Source organism: Actinophytocola sp., from assembly GCF_035942955.1.
Classification (GTDB): domain Bacteria; phylum Actinomycetota; class Actinomycetes; order Mycobacteriales; family Pseudonocardiaceae; genus DASYTH01.
Genome location: NZ_DASZCQ010000268.1, coordinates 1 through 20721 on the forward strand (window position 1 = coordinate 1; position 20721 = coordinate 20721).

Below are 20721 nucleotides of genomic sequence, written 5' to 3' on the forward strand. Positions count from 1 at the left end.
AACGCCGCCTGCCCCAACAGGTCCTGGGGCTCGGCGGCGGTGGAGTGGTCCTGGATGACGAGCACACCGACACGCTAGCCGACCCCACCGACAATTCCGGCCACCAACGGCTTGATCAACAAATTGGTGGAAGATCTTTTAGGGAACTGAGCCTTTTTCATCTGGTGGTGAGTTGGTAGTTCTGTAGGACGTGGATGGCTTTGGCCAGTCGGGCGGCGCGTCGGGGCTGCAGCGGAGTTTGCGCGGGATTCGCCAGGTCTTGAGTTGGGCGTTGGCGCGCTCGCCGGGGCCGCGGAGACGGGCGTGAGTACGGTCGGCGTCCTTCTGCGACTCGGGCTTGTTTCGCCCTTTGTTCGGAGTGATCACCTGTTCGCCGGTGTCGTCGTAGCCGTGGTAGCCCTTGTCACCCAAGGCGATGAGCCCGGCGTCGCGCAGCGCGGCGGGAATGTTCCAGATCCGAGCCGCTGCGGTGTCGTGCGTGCTGCCGGGCAACTGGCCGGACACCCACAGGATCGTCCCGTCCGGGGTGGCAATCACCTGCAGGTTCATCCCGTGTATCCGGTGCTTACCGGAGTAGAACGGCCGGTCGGCGGCGATGCGGTCGATCGGGATCAGCGTGCCGTCGATCACCATGTACGCCATCCCCTGCCGCTTGGCATCCCGCGGCGCCGCCCGCAGCTTCGGTGCCCGTTGGGCCAGCAACTCCACGGTCTCGTTGACCTACCGCCAGCAGGTCGTGGTAGAGACTCCAAATCCGGCTCCTACTTCGGCGAACGGCTCACCCGTGCGCAGGTACACCAGCACCAGCAGGGCTTGCTGGCCCGGGTTGAGCACCCGCCACACCGAGCCATATCCGGACACCGACACGCCAATGATCATCAACCTGTGACCGGCAAGAAGCCTTGCCTGCCAACACATCCAGGCCAGGATGAAATGGCTCAAAGTTGGGGAAGATCTTTTGGAGGACTGTCGGGCTGTGTTACCTGGGGCGGGCCCAGCCGAAGGTGAGTTCGACGGCGCGTTTCCAGTTGGCGTATTCGGTGTCTCGGTGGTGGGGGTCCATTTGGGGGATCCAGCGGGCGGCGAGGTGCCAGTTGCGGCGGAGGCCTTCTAGGTCGGGCCAGTAGCCCACGGCTAGGCCGGCGGCGTAGGCGGCACCCAAGGATACGGTTTCGGCGACCAGGGGGCGGGTGACGGGGATGTCGAGGACGTCGGCGATGAATTGCATCAGGAGGTGGTCGGCGGTCATGCCGCCGTCCACTTTTAGCGCTGGGGACCGGGTGCCTAGGTCGGCGTTCATGGCGTCGACGACTTCGCGGGTTTGCCAGGCGGTGGCCTCGAGCACGGCGCGGGCTAGGTGGCCCTTGGTGATGTAGGAGGTGAGGCCGACGATGATGCCGCGTGCCTCGGAGTGCCAGTGGGGGGCGAACAGGCCGGAGAAGGCGGGGACGATGTAGCAGCCACCGTTGTCCTTCACGGTGCGGGCGAGGGTTTCGATTTCGGGGGCGCTGTGGATCAGGCCCAGGTTGTCGCGGAACCACTGGACGAGTGAGCCGGTGACGGCGATGGAGCCTTCGAGGGCGTAGGTGACGGGTTCGCCGCCGATCTGGTAGCCGATGGTGGTGAGCAGGCCGTTGCCGGAGCGGACGAGTTGGGTGCCGGTGTTCATGAGCAGGAAGCTGCCGGTGCCGTAGGTGCACTTGGTTTCGCCGCGGGAGAAGCAGGTTTGACCGAACAGGGCAGCGTGTTGGTCGCCCAGGGCGGCGGCGATGCGGATGCCGGGGACGACACGGCTGGTGCGGCCATGGATCTCGGTGGAGGGGCGGATCTCGGGGAGCATCTGTTGTGGAATGTCGAAAAAGGACAGTAGCTCGGTGTCCCATTTCTGGGTGGTGAGGTTCATCATCATGGTGCGCGACGCGTTGGTCACGTCGGTCACGTGCAGGCCGCCGTTGACGCCGCCGGTGAGGTTCCAGATCAGCCAGGTGTCCATGGTGCCGAACAGCACATCCCCGCGGCCGGCGCGGTCGCGCAGGCCCGGCACGTTGTCCAGCAGCCAGCGCAGGCTCGGCGCCGAGAAGTAGGTCGCCAGGGGCAGGCCGCAGCGGTTGCGGACCTCCTCGACACCGGGTTGCGCCTCCAGTTGGGAGATCAGCTCCTCGGTGCGGATGTCCTCCCAGACGATCGCCCGTCCGATCGGGACGCCGGTGTGCCGGTCCCACACCACGCAGGTCTCGCGCTGGTTGGTGATGCCGAGGGCGACGACCTGGTCGGCGGAGATCCCGGCCTCGCGCAGCGCCTGCGGCACGATCCGGTCGACGTTGCGCCAGATCTCGACCGCGTCCTGCTCCACCCAGCCCGGCCGGGGATAGTACTGGCGGTGCTCGCGCTGGGCGATGGACACCAGCCGGGCGTTCTGGTCGAACAGGATGCACCGGGTCGAGGTGGTGCCCTGGTCGATCGCCATCACGAAGCGTTGCGCCATTGCCGCGCCTCAGCTTCCGGCGCCAAGGGCGCGGGTGACGGCCTCGGCCGCGGAGCACACGTGCTGCACCATGGCCGGCTTGGGGCGGTTGGCGGTGTCGCAGATCCGGTCGACGGCGCCGGAGACGCCGATGGCGCCGACGACGAGCCCGCCGGGGACCCGGATCGGCGCGGCGACGCTGGCCTCGCCGGGCATGTACTCCTCGGCCTCGCTGGCCCAGCCCGAGGCCCGGACCTCGGCCAGCACCCGTTCCAGCGCGGCCGGTTTGACGATCGTGCGGCGGGTGAGCGAGGTGAGCTCGCGCCGCCGCACGGTCGCCGACAGGTCCGCGTCGTAGGCGAGGAGCACCTTGCCGAGGGCGGTGGCGTGCAGCGGGAGCATGGCGCCGATCCCTAACGTTTGCATCGTGTCGTCCGGCCGGAACACGTGGTGCACCACCAGCACGGCGCCGTCGTGGTGCATGCCGATCCGGACCTCCTGGCCGCTGCGCGCGGCGAGGGTGTCCGACCAGTTGATCGACCGGGAGCGCAGCTCGTTGGCGTCGAGGTAGCTGGTGCCGAGGTGGAGAAGGGCGGCGCCGAGCCGGTACCGCCCGGTGGCCTGGTCCTGCTCGACGAACTCGACCCGCTGCAGGGTGCGCAGGATCCCGTGCGCGGTGCCCTTCGGCAGCCCGAGCGACGCGGAGATCTCCGCCAGCCCGTGGTGTCCTGAGCCGCGGGCCAGCAGCCGCAGCATCGCCGCGGCGCGCTCGATCGACTGGATGGGTCCCGGCACAGTGCTGCAAGCTAGCCGAACGACGGCGTTGTCGGCAATGTCGAACACCCCGGACTCGCCGACCAGGCCGAGGACACTCCGGCTAGTCGCGCGGCGCACGAATCCGTTCGGCATTGTCGACCCATCCGCGTTGCCGGTCGGCGAGCACCTAAGTACAAACCTGTGCAGCCGTTCAGCGACGAATGGAGGCGACGTGTCCCTCGGAGAGGTGTTCGTCAGCGAGGTGCTCGGCACCGGGATGCTGATCCTGCTCGGTGCCGGCGTGGTGGCAAACGTACTGCTGACCAAGTCCAAGGGGTTCAACGGGGGCTGGCTGCTGATCAACATCGGGTGGGGGTTCGCCGTCATGGCGGGCGTCTTCGTGGCGTACAAGTCGGGCGCGCACCTCAATCCGGCGGTGACGCTGGGCGTCATCGCCAGCGGCGCCGGCGAGTTCGTCCCCGGCGTCGCCGTCACGGTCGGGTCGACGCTGGTGTACGTGGCCGGCCAGATGGTCGGGGCGTTCCTCGGTGCGTGCGCGTGCTTCCTGGCCTACAAGAAGCACTTCGACGCCGAGGAGGACGAGCAGAAGAAGCTCTGGGTGTTCTCCACGGCGCCGGAGATCCGCAACACCACCTGGAACCTGGTTACCGAGGTCGTCGGCACGTTCGTCCTGGTCATCGTGGTGCTCTCGTTCGGAAAGACGCCGCACCAGCTCGGCCCGCTCGCCGTGGCGCTGCTGGTCGTCGGCATCGGCGCCTCGCTCGGCGGCCCGACCGGCTACGCCATCAACCCGGCACGCGACCTCGGTCCGCGCATCGCGCACGCCGTGCTGCCGGTGCACTACAAGTCGGCGGCCGCCGTGGGAGTGGGCGCGGCGGGCGCCGGGGAGCTGGCCCCCGCCCGGTCGAGCGGCAAGGACTCCGACTGGGGCTACTCGTGGATCCCGGTGGTCGGCCCGCTGGTCGGCGGCGCTCTTGCCGGTCTGCTCTCTCAGGTCGTGTTCTAGAAAGGACATTTGATGACTCAGTACGTACTCGCCGTCGACCAGGGCACGACCAGCACGCGGGCGATCATCTTCGATCACGCCGGCACGATCGTCTCGGTAGGACAGAAGGAGCACGAGCAGATCTTCCCGCGGGCCGGCTGGGTCGAGCACGACCCGCTGGAGATCACCGCCAACACGCGGCACGTGATCGGGCAGGCGCTGGCTAAGGCCGATCTGAACCTCGGCGACCTGGCCGCCGTCGGCATCACCAACCAGCGCGAGACCACCGTGGTGTGGGACCGCGAAACCGGCGAGCCGGTGTGCAACGCCATCGTCTGGCAGGACACCCGCACGCAGGCCATCGTCGAGGAGCTCGGGGCCCTGGGGGGTGGCGCCGAGCGCTACAAGTCGAGGGTCGGCCTGCCGCTGGCGACGTACTTCTCCGGTCCCAAGGTGCGCTGGATACTGGACAATGTGGACGGTGCAAGGCAGCGCGCGGAGAACGGGGACCTGCTGTTCGGCAACACCGACACCTGGACCCTGTGGAACCTCACCGGCGGGCCCAACGGCGGGGTGCACGCCACCGACGTGACCAACGCGTCGCGGACCATGCTGATGGACCTGGACACGCTGTCCTGGGACGCCGACATCGCCGCGGAGATGGGCATCCCGATGTCGATGCTGCCGGAGATCCGGTCGTCGTCGGAGACCTACGGCGCCGGCGGGCCGAGCGGCGTGCTCAAGGGCGTCCCGATCGCCGGGATCCTCGGCGACCAGCAGGCCGCGACGTTCGGCCAGGTGTGCTACGAGGTCGGCACCGCGAAGAACACCTACGGCACCGGCAACTTCATGCTGCTCAACACCGGCGAGGAGAAGGTCGCCAGCGAGAACGGCCTGCTGACCACGGTGTGCTACAAGATCGGTGAGGCCAAGCCGGTCTACGCGCTCGAGGGCTCCATCGCGATCACCGGTGCGCTGGTGCAGTGGCTGCGGGACAACCTCGGGATCATCGGGTCCGCGCCGGAGATCGAGACCCTGGCCAGGGGCGTGCCGGACAACGGCGGGGCCTACTTCGTGCCGGCGTTCTCCGGGCTGTTCGCCCCGTACTGGCGGGCCGACGCGCGCGGCGCGCTCGTCGGGCTCACCCGGTTCGTCAACAAGCAGCACATCGCCCGCGCGGTGCTGGAGGCGACCGCGTTCCAGACCCGCGAGGTGCTCGACGCGATGAACGCCGACTCCGGGGTCTCGCTCACCGGGCTGAAGGTCGACGGCGGCATGGTGCAAAACGAGCTGCTCATGCAGTTCCAGGCCGACATCCTCAACGTTCCCGTGGTGCGGCCCAAGGTTGCCGAGACCACGGCGCTCGGCGCGGCCTACGCGGCCGGGCTCGCGGTTGGCTACTGGGACGGCCTCGACGACCTGCGCGCGAACTGGGCCGAGGACAAGCGCTGGGAGCCGCAGCTCGACGCCGATGAGCGGGAACGGATCTACCGCAACTGGAAGAAGGCGGTCACCAAGTCCTTCGACTGGGTCGACGCCGACGTCCGATAGGGAGTGTGGATGTCCGCACGGCTGGATCCCGCCTACCGCGCGGCGGCGGTGCGATCCCTTGCCGAGACCGAGTTCGACGTGCTCGTCGTGGGCGGCGGCGTGGTGGGAGCCGGCGCCGCCCTCGACACGGCCGCGCGTGGCCTGTCGGTCGCGCTGGTCGAGGCGCGGGACTTGGCGTCGGGCACGTCGAGCCGGTCGAGCAAGCTGATCCACGGTGGGCTGCGCTACCTGGAGCAGGGCGACTTCGGCCTGGTGCGCGAGGCGCTGCGGGAGCGCCGCCTGCTGCTGCACCGCCTGGCCCCGCACCTGGTGAAGCCGGTGCCCTTCCTGTACCCGCTGCGCCACCGCGGATGGGAACGCGCCTACGTCGGCGCGGGCGTGCTGCTCTACGACAGCATCGGCGGCGCTCGGGCGCTGCCGATGCACCGGCACCTGTCCCGGCAGAAGGCGCTCGAGCTGGCACCCGCGCTGCGCCCGGACGGGCTCACCGGCGCCGTGAGCTACTTCGACGCTCAGGTCGACGACGCCCGCCTCACCGTGTTGATCGGCCGCACCGCCGCCCAGCACGGTGCGGTGGTGCTCACCCGCGCTCGGGCAGTCTCCCTCGTGCGCGACGGACGCGCGGTCGTCGGAGCTCGTGTCGTGGATCTGTTGTCTGGCAAGGAGTACCTTGTCCGGGCGCGTCGGGTGATCAGCGCGACCGGGGTGTGGACCGGGGAACTGTTGGCTGCCGACGAGGCGCCGTTCCACGTCCAGATGTCCAAGGGTGTGCACATCCTGGTGCCGCGCGAACGCATCCGGTTCGACATCGGGTTGGTCACCCGCACCGAGAAGAGCGTCCTGTTCGTCATCCCGTGGCGCCGGTACTGGATCATCGGCACCACCGACACGCCGTGGTCGGCCGACCGGTCGCGGCCCACCGCCACCCGGGAGGACATCGACTACCTGCTCGACCACGTCAACGACTGGCTGACCGACCCGCTGACCACCGACGACATCGTCGGCGTCTACGCCGGGCTCCGCCCGCTGCTCGCCGGCCGGTCAACCGAGACCACCAAGCTCTCCCGCGAGCACGCCGTCGCCGAGCCCGTCCCGGGCTTCTTCGTCGTCGCCGGCGGCAAGTACACGACCTACCGGGTCATGGCCGCCGACGTCGTCGACGCCGCCACCCGCGGCCTCGGCCGGGCCGTCGCGCCGTCGCTGACCAGGCACCTGCCCATCCACGGCGCGGTGGGCTACCGCGAGCTCTGGGCAGACCGGGAGCAGCTCGCGGCGCGCGCCGGGCTGCCGGTGTCCACTGTGGAGCAACTGCTCGACCGCTACGGCTCGGCCACCACCAACCTGCTGTCGATGATCCAGCGCAACCGGAGCCTGGCCGAGCCGCTCACCGCCGCCGACGGATACCTTGCCGTCGAGGTCGTCTACGCCGTCACCCACGAGGGCGCCCTCGACCTCGACGACGTCCTGTCCCGCCGAACCCGGATCTCCATCGAGTACCCCGACCGCGGCCTCGCCGCCGCCGACGAGGTCGCCGGCCTCGTCGCCCCCCACCTCGGCTGGGACCCGGTCACCCGCCAGGCCGCCGTCGACGCCTACCGCGACCAGACCCGCACCGAGCTGGCCTACGCCAGGGTCTGATCCGGTCTGTTGTGGACAAAGGTGCACTCGAGCCGGCCGAGGGCGCCGTTGACGATCGGCATGTAGGCTGCGTGCCCGCACTCGATGTCGCCGGCACACCCGACGACGGCGCGGTGACACCCACCCGGTCACCGGGCTTGAGCGGAGCGGGGTATCTGATGGCTAGGCTCATCACATGTTCCTTGAACGCTTCCTCGCGGTCGACACTACTGCCCTGTGTGATGTGGACAAGACGATACGGGTGATGTCGAGCGCTATTCGGGCCCGGTCGGCCGGGAAGCGGATTGTCGGGCCGGCTTTCACGGTGCGGTGTGGGACGGATTTCCTTGCCGTGCTGCGGGCCGTCGAGTCGGCCTCGCCGGGGGATGTCGTGGTGGTGGACGGTGGTGGGCGGGAGATCGCGCTGGCCGGCGAGTTGTTCGCGCGGGGTGCCCTTCGGCGCCGGCTGGGCGGAATCATCGTCGACGGCGGATACCGCGACATCGGCTATGTGGCGACCTGCGAGCTTCCCGTTTACAGCCGTTTCGTCACTCCTATGGCGGGTACGGCGAAAGAGCTCGGCGAACTTCAGGTGCCGATCACCTGCGGTGGTGTTGCGGTGAATCCGGGCGACATCGTGCTGGCCGACGAGGAGGGCATTGTCGTCGTCGAGCCCGCTCGAATCGACGCGCTGCTGGATTCGGCTGCGGCGGTCAAGGCGGCAGAGGCGAGGCTCATCGAGCGGCTGGACGCCGGTGGGACGCTCAGCGACGGTCTCAACCTCGCCGAGCACGTCGACGCGCTGAGCCGGGGTGCGGCGTCGTCGCTGGCCTTCACGGGATGATCTGCCGCGCGGCGGTGGCCGGACATCACCGGCCAGTGTGCCCGCGGCCTCAACCGGGGGCGGCCCGGATATCGGCCAGCTGGCCGATCTTCCGCCGGTCCGGCCGCGACATCGTGGAACCACGACACCGGACGGAAACGGAGGACATCATGACGAACGACCAGGACAACCAGGTGGCGGCGCTCACCCCGCACCCCGCGCTCAGGAAGCTGGACCGGTGGGTCGGCACGTGGACGATGGCGGGCAACCTGCTCGGCTCCGACGAGAAGACGATCAAGGGGCAGGCGACCTTCCGGTGGCTGCCCGGCGGGTTCTTCATGGAGCAGCACGTGACGCTGGACTTCGCCGGGTTCGCCCAGATCGACGGCCTCGAGCTGATCAGCTACGACCCGGAGACCGACACCTTCCCGTCCACGGTGTACTCGAACCTGTCGCCGCAGCCCCTGCCGTACACGTGGAAGATCGACGGCGACGAGGTGACGATCACCGTGAGGTACGGCCCCATGGACGCGACCTTCACCGGGAGGTGGAGCGCGGACGGCGAGACGTTCAGCGGAGGCTGGCGGCCGAACCCGGGCGCCGACGAGTCGGTGAACGTTCCGTACGACATCAGCGGCGGCCGCGCCTGAGCCCGAGGTCCGGCACCCGATTTGTTTGACCGTTGGACAAATCGGTCGAGGCGACAGCGTGGTCATCGGAGAGCTGTCCACTCTTGTCTCGTCGCGTTACGCCATTCGGCCCTTAACTTTCGCTCATGGGATGCATAAGTTCGACTCACTCAATCGGAACAGCAGCAGGAACCGGTTGAAGGCGAGGGCAGCGTGGCACAGGATCTCCAGGTAGGGGCGGCACGAGCGCGCCCACCGTCGGCTATGGCGTTCGAGCCGCCCTGACCGCGGCGCCGCTGATGAGCATCACATGAACCGGCGCCGCTCCCCATCTCGTCGCCGTCTCCAGGCTGCACGGCATTGAGACGCCCCCTCTCCCTGAGCCGAATGGAGATCACGATGGACCAGCACGTGTCCCGCCGATCCGTGCTCGCCGGCGCCGCGGCGGGTCTGGCCGTGCCGGCCGCCGTGACCGTCGGCGCCGCGCCGCTCGCGGCGGCCCCGGTCGCCGCGACCATGGCCGAGGGCGTGACCCGGCGGATCACCCTGTACGCCGAGGCGCTGCCGGGCGGGCTGTTCGGCTACGGCCTGGCGCCGGGCCAGGCGACCATCCCCGGGCCGATCCTGGAGATGTACGAGGGGGACATCCTCGAGATCGACCTGGTCAACAACACCGACCAGCGGCTGTCCATCCACCCGCACGGGGTCGACTACTCCGTCGACTCGGATGGCAGCCCGCTCAACAACTCCTTCAACAACCCCGGCCAGACCCGCCGGTACGTCTGGCGCACCAGGGAGATGTCCCCCGCGATCGGCCGGCGCTACCTGCCAGGCAGCGCCGGCTACTGGCACTACCACGACCACGCCATGGGCACCGACCACGGCACCGGCGGGGTCGCGAAGGGGCTCTACGGCGCGCTGATCGTGCGCCGCCGCGGGGACATCCTGCCGGACAAGCAGTTCACCGTCGTGTTCAACGACGGGACGATCAACAACAAGGTGGCGCCGAACACCCCGATGTTCGAGGCCAAGGCGGGCCAGCGGGTGGAGTTCATCTGCATCGGGCACGGCGGCCTGCCGCACACGTTCCACCTGCACGCGCACCGCTGGGTGGACAACCGCACCGGATACCTGGAGAGCCCGGCCGACCCGAGCCACGTGATCGACAACAAGAACCTCGACCCGGGCAGCTCGTTCGGCTTCCAGGTGCTCGCCGGCGAGGGCGTCGGCCCCGGCGCGTGGATGTACCACTGCCACGTTCAGTTCCATTCGGACGGTGGCATGGTCGGCATCTTCTTAGTCCGCAACCCGGACGGCAGCATGCCCGCCGGCGCGCAGGCGAGCATCGATCGTTTCCGCGGCCATACGCATCCCACCGCGAGCCACAACCACGGCTAACCCACGGACCCGCCATGGCTCCCCGACCAACAAAGGAGTGAGGGATGGGGCGAAGATTCTCTACAGGTTCCTACCGGCTTCGAGTGTCCATTGTGGTGAGTGCCACCGCGCTTGCCATGGGCAGTCTGTCCACCCCGGCGACCGCGCAACCGGTGGCGGCCGCGCCGGCCGCGGCGGCATCCGTGCTGGTGTTCCACGGGCCGGTTGCCGATCAGCGTGATCCGGTCGCGCGTGCGGCCGCGACGATCACCGAGCTGGCCGCGGCAAGCGGTCTGTCGACGACCGTGTCGTCCGACCCGGCCGTGTTCACCGCGGCGAACCTCGACACCGTTCGCGGCGTGGTATTCCTGTCCGCGCAGGGCGTGACGCTCACCAGGGACCAGGAAGGCGCGCTGCAGAGCTATATGAAGGGCGGCGGCGGGTTCCTCGGGATCTCCGACGCGGCCAAGGCCCAGATCGACTCCACCTGGTTCACCGGCCTGATCGGCTCCCGGCCGGCCGGCGCGGTGCTCGTCCCCGAGCCGGTGGCGGCCGTCACCGCCAGCGGCGAGAACCCGCCCAACGAGACCAAGGAGAAGTTGGTCGACGGCAACGAGAGCACCAAGTGGCTGACGTTCGCCACGACCGGCTGGGCCGCGCTGCGGCTGACCACGCCGGCCGCGGTCAACGGCTACGCGCTCACCTCGGCCAACGACGCGCCCACCCGGGACCCGAAGGACTGGACCCTGCAGGGCTCGCCGGACGGGACCACCTGGGTCGACCTCGACCGGCGCACCGGCCAGGTCTTCGACGACCGGTTCCAGACCAAGAGGTACGACTTCACCAACACCACCGTCTACCCGCACTACCGGCTCAACATCACGGCGAACTCCGGCTCGACGATCATCCAGCTGGCCGAGCTGAAGCTGTTCACCGGCGCCACGACCCCGCCGCCGGAGCCCCCGATCGCCCGGTCGGTGGTCAACCTCGTCGACCGGCAGCACCCGGCGAACAAGGGACTTCCGCTCAACCTCACCAGAACCGACCGGTGGATCAACTGGGAGCCCAACCCGGTCGGCACCGTGCACACGGTCGCGCAGGTCGAGGAGCGGCATTACAACCCGGGTCAGGGCGCAAACGGGCCGTTCCACCCGGTCTCCTGGTGCCGCGACTACGACGGCGGCCGGTCCTTCTACACCGGCATGGGCGGCGTCGAGGGCAGCTACCGCGACGGCAACTTCCGCAGCCACCTCGCCGGCGCTCTCAAGTGGACGACCGGTCTGGTGCGGGCCGACTGCCAGGCCACGATCGCGGCGAACTACAAGGTCGAGCGGCTGACCGCGGCCAACCAGCCGGGGCAGCTGGACCAGATCGGCGAGCCGCACGGGTTGGCCATCGCCCCGGACGGGGCCGTGTTCTACGTCGGCAAGGCGGCCTGCGCGGGCAACACCGTGCCCCAGCCCAACGACTGGACCAACCCCAACATCGGTCTCGGCTGCGGCACGATTCACCGCTGGGACCCGCACACCAAGCAGGTCAAGCTGCTGACCACGTTGCCGGTCATGGGAAACCGGGGCAGCGGCGGTGAGCTGGTCAAGAACGAGGAGGGCCTGCTCGGCATCGTGCACGACCCGCAGTTCCTGCTCAACGGCTGGATCTACGTGTACTGGATGCCGCACGAGACCGTCGACCGGGTCCGGCACACCGGCAAGCGCACGATCTCGCGGTTCACCTACAGGTTCGCCGACCAGACGATCGACCTGGCGTCCCGCAAGGATCTGCTGCAGTGGGAGGTCCAGACCCACAGCTGCTGCCACGCCGGTGGCGGCATGTCCTTCGACGCCGACGGAAACCTCTACGTCGGCTCCGGGGACAGCAACTCCTCACAGGGGTCCATGGGGTACTCCGGGAACAACTGGACCCAGGAGTTCGCCGGCCTCTCGTTCCAGGACGCGCGCCGCACGGCCGGCAACACCAACGACCTCAACGGCAAGATCATCCGGATCCACCCGGAGCCCGACGGCACCTACACGATTCCCGAGGGCAACCTGTTCCCCGAGGCGCAGGACCCGGGTGACAAGACCCGGCCGGAGATCTACGTGATGGGCGTGCGCAACATCTCCCGGCTGGCCATCGACCCGGTGCACCAGTGGCTGACCGCGGCCTGGGTCGGTCCGGACGCGACCTCGCCGAGCCCGGAGCTCGGCCCGGCGAAGTACGAGCACGCCACCATCATCACCTCGGCGGGCAACCAGGGTTGGCCGTACTGCATGGGCAACCGGCAGCCGTACCGGGACCGCAGCAACACCGACGCCACGGTGCTGACCGGCTGGTACGAATGCGACAACCCGAAGAACACCTCGCCGCGCAACACCGGCCTGGTGGACCTGCCACCGGTCCGGGACAACATGATCTGGTACGCGCCCGACGGCGGCGGCCCGGTCTTCCCGGAACGCCCGGACGGCAGCGGGATCCCGACCTACACCGCGGCCACCGCCACGTACACCCAGCCGTACCTCAAGGGTGGCTGCCAGGCGGTCATGAACGGCCCGACGTACCACCGCTCGCTGGTGAACGTCAACAGCGGCGTGGCGTGGCCGGCGTACTGGGAAGACAAGTGGTTCATCGGCGACGAGTGCAACTCGGCCAACCGGGTCGCGGTCACGGTGGACCCGGCCGGCGTGGCGCAGGCGGCCCCGCCGGCGTTCGCCGAGTCGCTGCGGGCGATCATCCCCGGTGGCGGCGCCGCCGACCGGCTGCAGAGCTGGATGGACGCCAAGTTCGGCCCGGACGGCGCGCTCTACCTGCTCGACTACGGTGGCGGGTTCTTCACGGTGCACGCCAACCAGAAGTTGCTCAGGATCACCTACCAGGGTGGCGCGCCCACCCCGGCGCCCACCGCGTCGTCGGTCTCGTTGCACAACAGGCCGCTGACGGTGGCGTTCACCGGCACGAAGTCCGGCGGCGTGGCGTACCAGTGGGACTTCGGCGACGGCGGCACGTCGACCGAGGCGAACCCGCGGCACACCTACGCCAGGGTCGGCACCTACACCGCCACGCTGACGGTGACCTACGCCGACGGCGAGCGGGCCACCACCCGGACCGAGGTCAGGGTCGGGTGCGCGGTGTCCGACGGCAGGGCCACGGTGTGGTTGGGCGACACCGACACCGGCGTCGCCAACAAGCAGGTCGGCCAGGGCTGCACGGTCAACGACCTGATCGATGACGAGAGCCTGTGGACCGATCACGCCGAGTTCGTCAGGCACGTCGCCGCGGGCATCGATCCCCTTGTGGCGTCCGGGATTCTCACGGCACGCGAAGGCGGGACGATCAACCGGGCCGCGTCGGCGTCGCCGATCGGCACGCCCGGCTCCACCGGCTACGAGCCGATCTTCGACGGGAGCGCGGACTCGTTGCGCGGTTGGACACAGGCGCCGTCCGGATCGTTCGCGATCCAGCCGGACGGCTCGCTGCGGTCCCAGGGCGGGCTCGGCATGCTGTGGTACGCGCAGCGCGAGTTCGGCGACTTCTCGCTGCGGCTGCAGTTCCGCGACTCCTCGCCGGAGGGGTTCCGGGCCAACAGCGGTGTGTTCACCAGGTTCCCGGATCCGCGGATCCCGCTGGCCGAGCGGCCACCCGACAGCTGCGGCACGATCGGCAACGCCAGGACGCAGCAGGCCTGGGTGGCGATCTTCTGCGGCCAGGAGATCCAGATCTACGACGGGGACACCGGTGAGCCGCAGAAGACCGGGTCGATCTACAACTTCGATCCGCTCGGGCTCGACCAGGCCGGCGTCACCCCGAAGGGCACCTGGAACAACTACGAGATCAAGGTCGTCGGGCAGCACTACACGATCATCCGTAACGGCGTGGTGATCAACGAGTTCGACAACACCCCCGGGAAGCAGTCGTCCCGGCCGGGTGACCCGCCGACCGATCTGCGGCAGTTCGCCAGCGGCTTCATCGGGCTGCAGAACCACAGCAACAACGATCTGATCGACTTCAGGAACATCCGGGTGCGCAGGCTGTGATGATCCGACGAGTGCTCGCAACCGTTCTGGGCACGGCGCTGGCGGCAGCGCTGGTCGCCGTGCCCAGCTCGGCCCTACCGCAGGCGGTCGTGGCGCAGGTGCTGACCTGGACGGCGAACGACAGCACCACGCGGTACGCCTCCGCGCCGACCACGGCCGTCGCCGGGGAGACGACGATCGTCTTCGAGAACAGCGCGGCGACCGGCAACACCAGCGGCATGCCGCACACGCTGACCTTCGACACCTCGACGCCGGGCTACAACCACGACGTCAACCTGAACATCCTGGCCAACCCGTTCGACGCCAACGGCGGCCGGCACGAGGCGACGGTGACCCTCACCCCGGGCACATACCGGTACTTCTGTGCAATCCCCGGCCACAGCACGATGGTCGGCGAGCTCACCGTCACCTCCGGCGGCGGCGACACCACCCCGCCGACGGTCACGGCCGAGGTCTCCGGCAACCGGGAGCCCGACGGGGACTACCTCGGCAGCGCCACGGTCACCGTCACGGCGTCGGATGCCCAGTCCGGGGTGGCGCTCATCGAGTACGAGGTGGACGACACGGGGTTCCAGCGGTACACCGGGCCGGTCGTGGTGTCCACGCTCGGTGATCACTCGGTGCAGTACCGCGCCACCGACGCGGCCGGCAACGTGTCCCCGGACGGTTCGGTGTCGTTCCGGGTCGTCGAGCCCACACCCGTGGACACCACCCCGCCGGTTGTGTCGGCCGTGGTGACCGGTGATCGGGAGCCCGACGGGGACTACATCGGGTCGGCGCTGGTGACCCTGTCCGCCGAGGACACCGAGTCCGGAGTGGACCGGATCGAGTACTCGCTGGACGGGGCGGCGTTCGTGCGGTACACCGAGCCGGTTCTGGTCAACCAGGTCGGGACGCACATGGTGCACTACCGGGCGCGGGACGTTGCCGGGAACACCTCACCGGAGCGGATGGAGTCGTTCACGGTGGTGGCGCCGCCGGTCGAGGACACCACCCCGCCCACGGTGTCGGCCGTGATCTCCGGCAACCGGGAGCCCGACGGGGACTACATCGGCAGCGCCACGGTCACCATCAGCGCGTCCGACACCGAGTCCGGAGTGGACCGGATCGAGTACTCGCTCGACGGAGCGGCGTTCGTGCGGTACACGGCGCCGGTGGAGGTGACGGCGCTCGGCGCGCACATGGTGCACTACCTGGCGCGGGACGTTGCCGGGAACACCTCGCCGGAGCGGATGGAGTCGTTCACGGTCGTGGCGCCGGATCCCGGCGACACGACGCCGCCGACCGTGTCGGCCGTAGTGTCGGGGACGCGGGACGGCGACGGTAACTACATCGGCAGTGCGACGGTCACCATCACGGCAACGGATGCTCAGTCCGGAGTGGACCGGATCGAATATTCTCGCGACGGCGGCGACTGGACGGACTACACCGAGCCCGTGACCATCGACTCCACCGGCTCCCACACTGTTCAGTATCGGGCGACCGATGTGGCCGGCAACGTGTCGGATGTGGGCACCGTGTCGTTCCGGGTTGTTGAGACTGGGCCTGACGCGTGTCCCGACTCGGACACGCGGAGCATGGTGATCATCGATGGGTACGACACCGGGGTGGCCAATGTGGACACCGGGAACGGCTGCACCATCAACGACCTGATCGACGAGGACGGCACGTACGCCGATCATGCCGGCTTCGTCAGGCACGTCGACTCGGTCACCGACGAGCTGGTGGCCGGCGGAACTCTCACCCTCAGGGACAAGGGCAGCATCGTGCGCGCGGCGGCCCGCTCGGACATCGGCAACTAGCAAGGGAGAGCAGCAAATGAACAGACAGACCACCGTCGCGCTCGCCGCGAGCGCCCTGACCGCGCTGTCCATGGCGCTGGCCGCCTCCACCGCGGATGCCGATCTCGTCACGCACTGCATCGGCTCCGGCGGGGCGGTGACCGTGCCCGGCGATCTGTTCGTGCCCCCGAACGAGTCCTGCACGCTCGACGGCACCACGGTCACCGGCAACGTGCGGGTGGCGGCGGGGGCCGACCTCGTGGTCACCGGCGGCCGGTTCAACCACGACGTGCAGATCGACGCCGACGGCTACTTCGACGCCCGGAGCACCACGATCGACGGCCAGGTCACGCTGGCGCCCGGCGGCTTCGGCATCTTCATGCGGGACACCGCGGCCGCCGGCGTGACGGTCCAGCCGAAGGGCGCCGCCACCATCGAGGGCTTCCTGTTCCTCGAGCACGTCCGGGTGTCCGGGAACGTGGCGTCCTCGGTGGGCGAGGTCCTCGTGGACGCCGGCAGCGAGATCACCGGCAACCTCGGCACCACCGGCGCCTACTACACCGACGTCCACGATTCCTTTGTGGACGGAACGCTGTCCGTCGCGGGCAACGCGACCGGCAGCGTGGTGTGCGGCGGTGCGGTCCAGGGCGCGGCGACGTTCAGCGGCAACGGCGGCGGGGTCCAGCTCGGCCCGAACGGCGCCCTCGACAGCTGCGCCTCCGGCGGCTACTGGGGCCGGAACGTCAGCATCGCCGACACGACCGGCCCGATCCGGGTCGACGACAACATCGTCAACGGCCAGCTGCAGTTCACCGCGAACAACCCGGTGGCCGTGGTGGCGCCGACCAACCGGATCCGCGGCGGCATCACCGGTGACTGGCAGCCACCGGCCGCGGCGGCCGCGCTGGCCGCCCCGAGCCGCGAGCGCGCGGCGCCGCAGCGGATCGAGCAGCGGCGGGCGGGGGCGACGAAGTCGGCCGCCAAGGCAGGAAAAGCTCAACTCTGAACGGGGGAGCCCGAGGCGCCGGTCGCGGATGGCCATCCCGACCGGCGTCTCGGTGTGATCACTCACCGTTACTCCGCCGAGACCTGAGCGAAACCATCCCGTGAACTGATCACTGGTTCCGTACGTATCCGCTTGTGTGCGACATTCCGTGGACGCGGGTCTGTTCCAGCAGACCGCACACAGCCCGTCCTACTTCGAGCTGGCCAGACGGCTCGGCGACGGCGGCCGGCAGCTGGTCGACTTCTGCATCCCGTGCAACCCGTACTTCCCGACACCGGAGATGTTCGACGAGCTGAGCCGCAACCTCGAGGCGGTGCTCAAGTTCTACCCGAGTGACGCCGACACGATCGCCGCGCAGCTGGCCAGGGTGCTCGGCCTCAACCCGGCCACGATGGCGATGTCCAACGGCTCCACCGAGCTGATCACGTGGATGGATCACCTGTGGTTCACCGAGAGCGTGGCCATCCCGATCCCCACCTTCGGCCGCTGGACCGACCAGCCCATGGAGACCGGCAAGCGGGTCGACATGTTCCCGCTGCGGGAGATCGACGGCTTCCGCCTCAACGTCGATCACTACCTGCGGTTCATCCGGGCCCGCCGGTCGAAGGTCGCCGTGCTGTGCAACCCGAACAACCCCGACGGCGGCTACCTGCCCCGCCGGGAGGTCATCCGGTTCATGGACGAGCTCGCCGACCTCGACCTGGTGGTGATCGACGAGTCGTTCATCGACTTCGTGGACGCCGAGCGCGACCCGTCGGTGGCGATGGACGCCGCGATCCGCCCCAACGTCGTCGTGCTCAAGAGCCTCGGCAAGAACTTCGGCCTGCACGGCATCCGGTTCGGCTACCTGGTGGCCAACCCCGGCCTCGCCGGCACGATGCGCCGGACCCTGCCCAAGTGGAACCTCAACTCCCTGGCCGAGACCGTGGTGTACATGCTCGCCGAGCACGGCGCGGAGTACCGCGAGAGCCTGCGCCTGCTGGCCCGCGACCGCTACACGATGGGCATGCACCTCGCCCAGCTCCCCGAGCTGACCGTGTACTCCTCGCAGGCCAACTTCCTGCTGGTGAAGCTGTCCGCGGCGATCGACGGCACCGAGCTGCGCGACTACCTGATCTCCCGCCACCAGCTGTTCATCCGCGAGTGCGGCAACAAGCTGGGCATGTCCAACCGGTTCGTCCGCCTCGTCGTCCGGCCCCAGCAGGACGTCGCCCGCCTGGTCTCGGCCATGCACGCCTACAGCCACCCGCAGTGGGAGGACGAGCTCGCGCTGCGCCGCAACGCGGCCAGGAGCGCTTAAGCGGCCCGGTGCCGGCGGCTGGGCGCTCCGGCGGTCGGCTCGCGGAACAGGTTGTCGTACGAGATCGGCTCGCCGACGCGTGGGTTGTCCTGATCGTGCGCGGTCGGGGTGGGCGGGTGGCTGAACAGGGTTCGGCGCTTGTCCGCCGTGTCTGTCTTCGGTGTGTTCGTACTGATGATGAACCGTCCTTTCTGGACAGTCGAGGTGTGGCTCCGAGTGGCCCTCAGGCGCCCTTGAGTGCGAGTGCCGCGAGCAGTTCACGTCCGCTCTGGGCGTTGCGCGGCTCGCACAGCACGTCGTACTGGCGGGCCACCAGCTGGCTGTGAGAAACGAAGTCGCGCTCTCCCCTGGTGGCAGCGTACCGCAACGCGGCGGAGGCGACACCGAAACCGATGCCGGTGATCAGGCCGATCAGGATCGGGAACAGGCCGGCGCCGATCGTGAACAGGCTCAGCAGCAGGCCGACGAACAGGCCCAGCCAGGCACCGGAGATCGCGCCGGAGCGCAGCACCCGGCCCCAGGTCAGCCGCCCGTCCACGCGCTCGACGAGCATCGGCTCGACGCCGACGATCGTGACGCCGCGCACCGGGAACCCGCTGTCGGCGAGGTGGTCCACGGCGCGCTGGGCGTCCCGGTAGGTGTCGTAGGAGCCGATCGGCCAGCCCTCCGGCGGCGTCGGCAGGTTCATGGTCGACGGACCGGGCGTGAATGCGGTGGTCATGGGTCGCACCTCCGTGGTTCTCATACCCGTACAACACGGGCACGGCCCGCGTCGGTGCCGGACGCCGGATACTCACAGCCGATTCTCAGCCGAACCTCACGTGGGCGGCCGAGACGCGTCCCCGCCGGGCAGGTCGTCGATCGTTCCGTCGATGATCTGTGCGGCGACCTCGCCAAGGCGGGTGTTGTGGCTGCGCGCGTAGGAGCGCATTGCCCGGAATGCCTGGTCCATGGGAAGACCGGTGCGCTCGGCGAGCATTCCCTTGGCCTGTTCGAGCCGGATCCGGCTGGTCAGCGCGGCCTGCAGCTGGGTGGCGAGCAGCTCGCGGGCCGCGATGGCGCGTTCCTGCAGCAGGCCGACGGTGGCCACGTGGGCCATGGCCTGGCCCAGCCGCAGATCCGCCTCGGCAAGGGGTTCCTGGTCGACCCGGAAGATGGTGAGCGCTCCGATCGTCTCGCTGCGCAGCCGCATCGGAAGCGCCTGTGCGCAGGCGAAACCCAGCTCGAGGAGCCGCTCGGTGAAGACCGGCCACGACCGGCGCATGGCCGGCAGATCCGGGCGCGCCACCGGCCGTCCGGACCGGAAGCAGTCCAGGCAGGGGCCTTCGTTGCGCTGCAGCTGGTACAGCTCGAGCAGGTGAGCCTCCTCCGTGGAGGACGCCATCACCTGCAACCCGCCCCGCTGGTCGGCCAGCATGATCGCCGCGGCGCTGACGTCGAGCAACTCGACGCTGCGGATGGCCAGCGTGTGCAGGAAGTCGATGACGTCGAAATCGGCCACGAGCGTGTCGGCCAGATCGACGAACGTCGTCGCGATGAGTTGCTCTCGGGTCGTCATGGCTCACTGTCTCTCGCCGCCGGACGCGCTGTCGTCGAAGCGCAGTCGCCGGTTGACCACATCGGCGGCGACGTCGGCCACCGGGCGTCCCCCAGCGTACGCGTGGGCGCGCAGCCGCAGCAGGGCCTCGGCGAGGCCGACGCCGAGCTGGACCGCGATCATGCCGGTGGCCTGGTGGATCTCCGCCCGGCTGTCGATCGGCCCGGCAAGGGCGGGGTGCCCACCGGACCCGTCGGTGTCCTGCAGGTGCAGGACCACGACGGTGGCCGCGTCGGCGAAGGCGAGCGCGTCGGCCAACTCGGCCGTCTCGAGCTGCCCGGGAGTGTCCCGGTACAGGTCGAGGACGCCGACCCGGATGGCGCCGACCTGCAGCGGGAAGGCGAAGATCGCGCTGATGCGGGCGTCGAGCGCGGCCGCCGCGAAGCCCGGCCAGCGCGCCGGCCCGGTGGCCAGGAGGTCGGGTTGCAGGACCGGGCGGCCGCTGCGCGAGGCCTCGACGCACGGGCCCTCACCGAGGGCGAACTGCAGTTCCTCCAGATGGCGGGCCCGTCCGTCGGTGGCCGCGAGCACGACCCCGCTCGGCCCGTCGTCGGTCATCAGCGCCACTCCGACGCCACTGACCGGTAACGCCGACAGGCAGCGCACGGACAACCGCACCGGCAAGGACGCGTCCTGCCCGCCGTCCGCGACGACCAGCGACAGGATCTCGCTGACCCGGGCGTCGTGCACCATGGTCACTCCCGGCGGACACATCGATCGGCCGACATCGCCGGGGTCCGGGGCCTGTGCCTCGCCACGTTACCCCCGGTGATGCGAACGGCA

The 20721-nt window shown here is 69.4% G+C and carries 15 protein-coding genes and 1 pseudogene; 10 read left to right on the top strand and 6 right to left on the bottom strand.

Annotation, left to right across the window (positions count from 1 at the left end; translation table 11 throughout):
* Positions 1 to 157 precede the first annotated feature (157 nt).
* The 3 genes and pseudogenes from VGX25_RS27075 to VGX25_RS27085 all read right to left on the bottom strand — a co-directional run.
* Positions 158 to 849: pseudogene (locus VGX25_RS27075) on the bottom strand (transposase family protein); the annotation flags it as partial.
* A 130-nt stretch (positions 850 to 979) separates the two neighbouring features.
* The gene (gene glpK, locus VGX25_RS27080) at positions 980 to 2485 is read right to left on the bottom strand and encodes a glycerol kinase GlpK (protein WP_326920731.1); all 1506 of its coding nucleotides are present in this window, start codon (positions 2483 to 2485) and stop codon (positions 980 to 982) included.
* 9 nt (positions 2486 to 2494) lie between these two features.
* Positions 2495 to 3259, bottom strand: a complete 765-nt coding sequence (locus VGX25_RS27085; RefSeq protein WP_326920732.1) for an IclR family transcriptional regulator — start codon at positions 3257 to 3259, stop codon at positions 2495 to 2497.
* A gap of 193 nt (positions 3260 to 3452) precedes the next feature.
* On the opposite strand from VGX25_RS27085, the gene VGX25_RS27090 reads away from it, so the two are divergent.
* The 10 genes from VGX25_RS27090 to VGX25_RS27135 all read left to right on the top strand — a co-directional run bounded on the left by VGX25_RS27090 (position 3453) and on the right by VGX25_RS27135 (position 18341).
* The gene (locus tag VGX25_RS27090) at positions 3453 to 4247 is read left to right on the top strand and encodes an MIP/aquaporin family protein (RefSeq protein WP_326920733.1); all 795 of its coding nucleotides are present in this window, start codon (positions 3453 to 3455) and stop codon (positions 4245 to 4247) included.
* A 12-nt stretch (positions 4248 to 4259) separates the two neighbouring features.
* Complete coding sequence (gene glpK, locus VGX25_RS27095; RefSeq protein ID WP_326920734.1) at positions 4260 to 5777, top strand: glycerol kinase GlpK; 1518 nt, start codon at positions 4260 to 4262, stop codon at positions 5775 to 5777.
* Positions 5778 to 5786: 9 nt separating this feature from the next.
* Entirely contained in the window at positions 5787 to 7415 is a 1629-nt protein-coding gene (locus tag VGX25_RS27100; RefSeq protein ID WP_326920735.1) for a glycerol-3-phosphate dehydrogenase/oxidase, read from the top strand.
* Positions 7416 to 7590: 175 nt separating this feature from the next.
* Positions 7591 to 8238, top strand: a complete 648-nt coding sequence (locus VGX25_RS27105; RefSeq protein ID WP_326920736.1) for an RraA family protein — start codon at positions 7591 to 7593, stop codon at positions 8236 to 8238.
* Between the two features lie 149 nt (positions 8239 to 8387).
* The gene (locus VGX25_RS27110; RefSeq protein ID WP_326920737.1) at positions 8388 to 8867 is read left to right on the top strand and encodes a DUF1579 family protein; all 480 of its coding nucleotides are present in this window, start codon (positions 8388 to 8390) and stop codon (positions 8865 to 8867) included.
* A 378-nt stretch (positions 8868 to 9245) separates the two neighbouring features.
* Positions 9246 to 10244: a multicopper oxidase domain-containing protein gene (locus tag VGX25_RS27115; RefSeq protein ID WP_326920738.1), complete on the top strand. Its 999-nt coding sequence runs from the start codon at positions 9246 to 9248 to the stop codon at positions 10242 to 10244.
* Positions 10245 to 10288: 44 nt separating this feature from the next.
* Positions 10289 to 14254, top strand: a complete 3966-nt coding sequence (locus tag VGX25_RS27120) for a ThuA domain-containing protein (protein ID WP_414635989.1) — start codon at positions 10289 to 10291, stop codon at positions 14252 to 14254.
* Complete coding sequence (locus VGX25_RS27125; protein WP_414635990.1) at positions 14254 to 16056, top strand: OmpL47-type beta-barrel domain-containing protein; 1803 nt, start codon at positions 14254 to 14256, stop codon at positions 16054 to 16056. Before VGX25_RS27120 ends, VGX25_RS27125 begins: the two co-directional genes overlap by 1 nt.
* 16 nt (positions 16057 to 16072) lie before the next feature.
* Positions 16073 to 17041, top strand: coding sequence for a hypothetical protein (locus VGX25_RS27130; protein WP_326920740.1), 969 nt, complete (start codon positions 16073 to 16075; stop codon positions 17039 to 17041).
* A 148-nt stretch (positions 17042 to 17189) separates the two neighbouring features.
* Positions 17190 to 18341, top strand: coding sequence for a histidinol-phosphate transaminase (locus tag VGX25_RS27135; protein ID WP_326920741.1), 1152 nt, complete (start codon positions 17190 to 17192; stop codon positions 18339 to 18341).
* Positions 18342 to 18564: 223 nt separating this feature from the next.
* Here the strand turns inward: VGX25_RS27135 and VGX25_RS27140 are convergent, their stop codons facing one another.
* From VGX25_RS27140 to VGX25_RS27150, 3 genes are all read right to left on the bottom strand, one after another.
* Positions 18565 to 19062, bottom strand: coding sequence for a general stress protein (locus VGX25_RS27140; protein ID WP_326920742.1), 498 nt, complete (start codon positions 19060 to 19062; stop codon positions 18565 to 18567).
* Between the two features lie 96 nt (positions 19063 to 19158).
* Positions 19159 to 19899, bottom strand: a complete 741-nt coding sequence (locus VGX25_RS27145) for a GAF and ANTAR domain-containing protein (protein ID WP_326920743.1) — start codon at positions 19897 to 19899, stop codon at positions 19159 to 19161.
* Positions 19900 to 19902: 3 nt separating this feature from the next.
* Positions 19903 to 20631, bottom strand: a complete 729-nt coding sequence (locus VGX25_RS27150; RefSeq protein ID WP_326920744.1) for a GAF and ANTAR domain-containing protein — start codon at positions 20629 to 20631, stop codon at positions 19903 to 19905.
* Between the last annotated feature and the right edge of the window lie 90 nt (positions 20632 to 20721).

Bases quoted from the DNA above. Each gene is read 5' to 3' on its own strand.
- VGX25_RS27115 (WP_326920738.1), top strand. From the start codon at position 9,246: ATGGACCAGCACGTGTCCCGCCGATCCGTGCTCGCCGGCGCCGCGGCG.
- VGX25_RS27120 (WP_414635989.1), top strand. From the start codon at position 10,289: ATGGGGCGAAGATTCTCTACAGGTTCCTACCGGCTTCGAGTGTCCATT.
- glpK (WP_326920731.1), bottom strand. From the start codon at position 2,485: ATGGCGCAACGCTTCGTGATGGCGATCGACCAGGGCACCACCTCGACC.
- VGX25_RS27100 (WP_326920735.1), top strand. From the start codon at position 5,787: ATGTCCGCACGGCTGGATCCCGCCTACCGCGCGGCGGCGGTGCGATCC.
- glpK (WP_326920734.1), top strand. From the start codon at position 4,260: ATGACTCAGTACGTACTCGCCGTCGACCAGGGCACGACCAGCACGCGG.
- VGX25_RS27105 (WP_326920736.1), top strand. From the start codon at position 7,591: ATGTTCCTTGAACGCTTCCTCGCGGTCGACACTACTGCCCTGTGTGAT.
- VGX25_RS27125 (WP_414635990.1), top strand. From the start codon at position 14,254: ATGATCCGACGAGTGCTCGCAACCGTTCTGGGCACGGCGCTGGCGGCA.
- VGX25_RS27130 (WP_326920740.1), top strand. From the start codon at position 16,073: ATGAACAGACAGACCACCGTCGCGCTCGCCGCGAGCGCCCTGACCGCG.
- VGX25_RS27140 (WP_326920742.1), bottom strand. From the start codon at position 19,062: ATGACCACCGCATTCACGCCCGGTCCGTCGACCATGAACCTGCCGACG.
- VGX25_RS27110 (WP_326920737.1), top strand. From the start codon at position 8,388: ATGACGAACGACCAGGACAACCAGGTGGCGGCGCTCACCCCGCACCCC.
- VGX25_RS27150 (WP_326920744.1), bottom strand. From the start codon at position 20,631: ATGGTGCACGACGCCCGGGTCAGCGAGATCCTGTCGCTGGTCGTCGCG.
- VGX25_RS27145 (WP_326920743.1), bottom strand. From the start codon at position 19,899: ATGACGACCCGAGAGCAACTCATCGCGACGACGTTCGTCGATCTGGCC.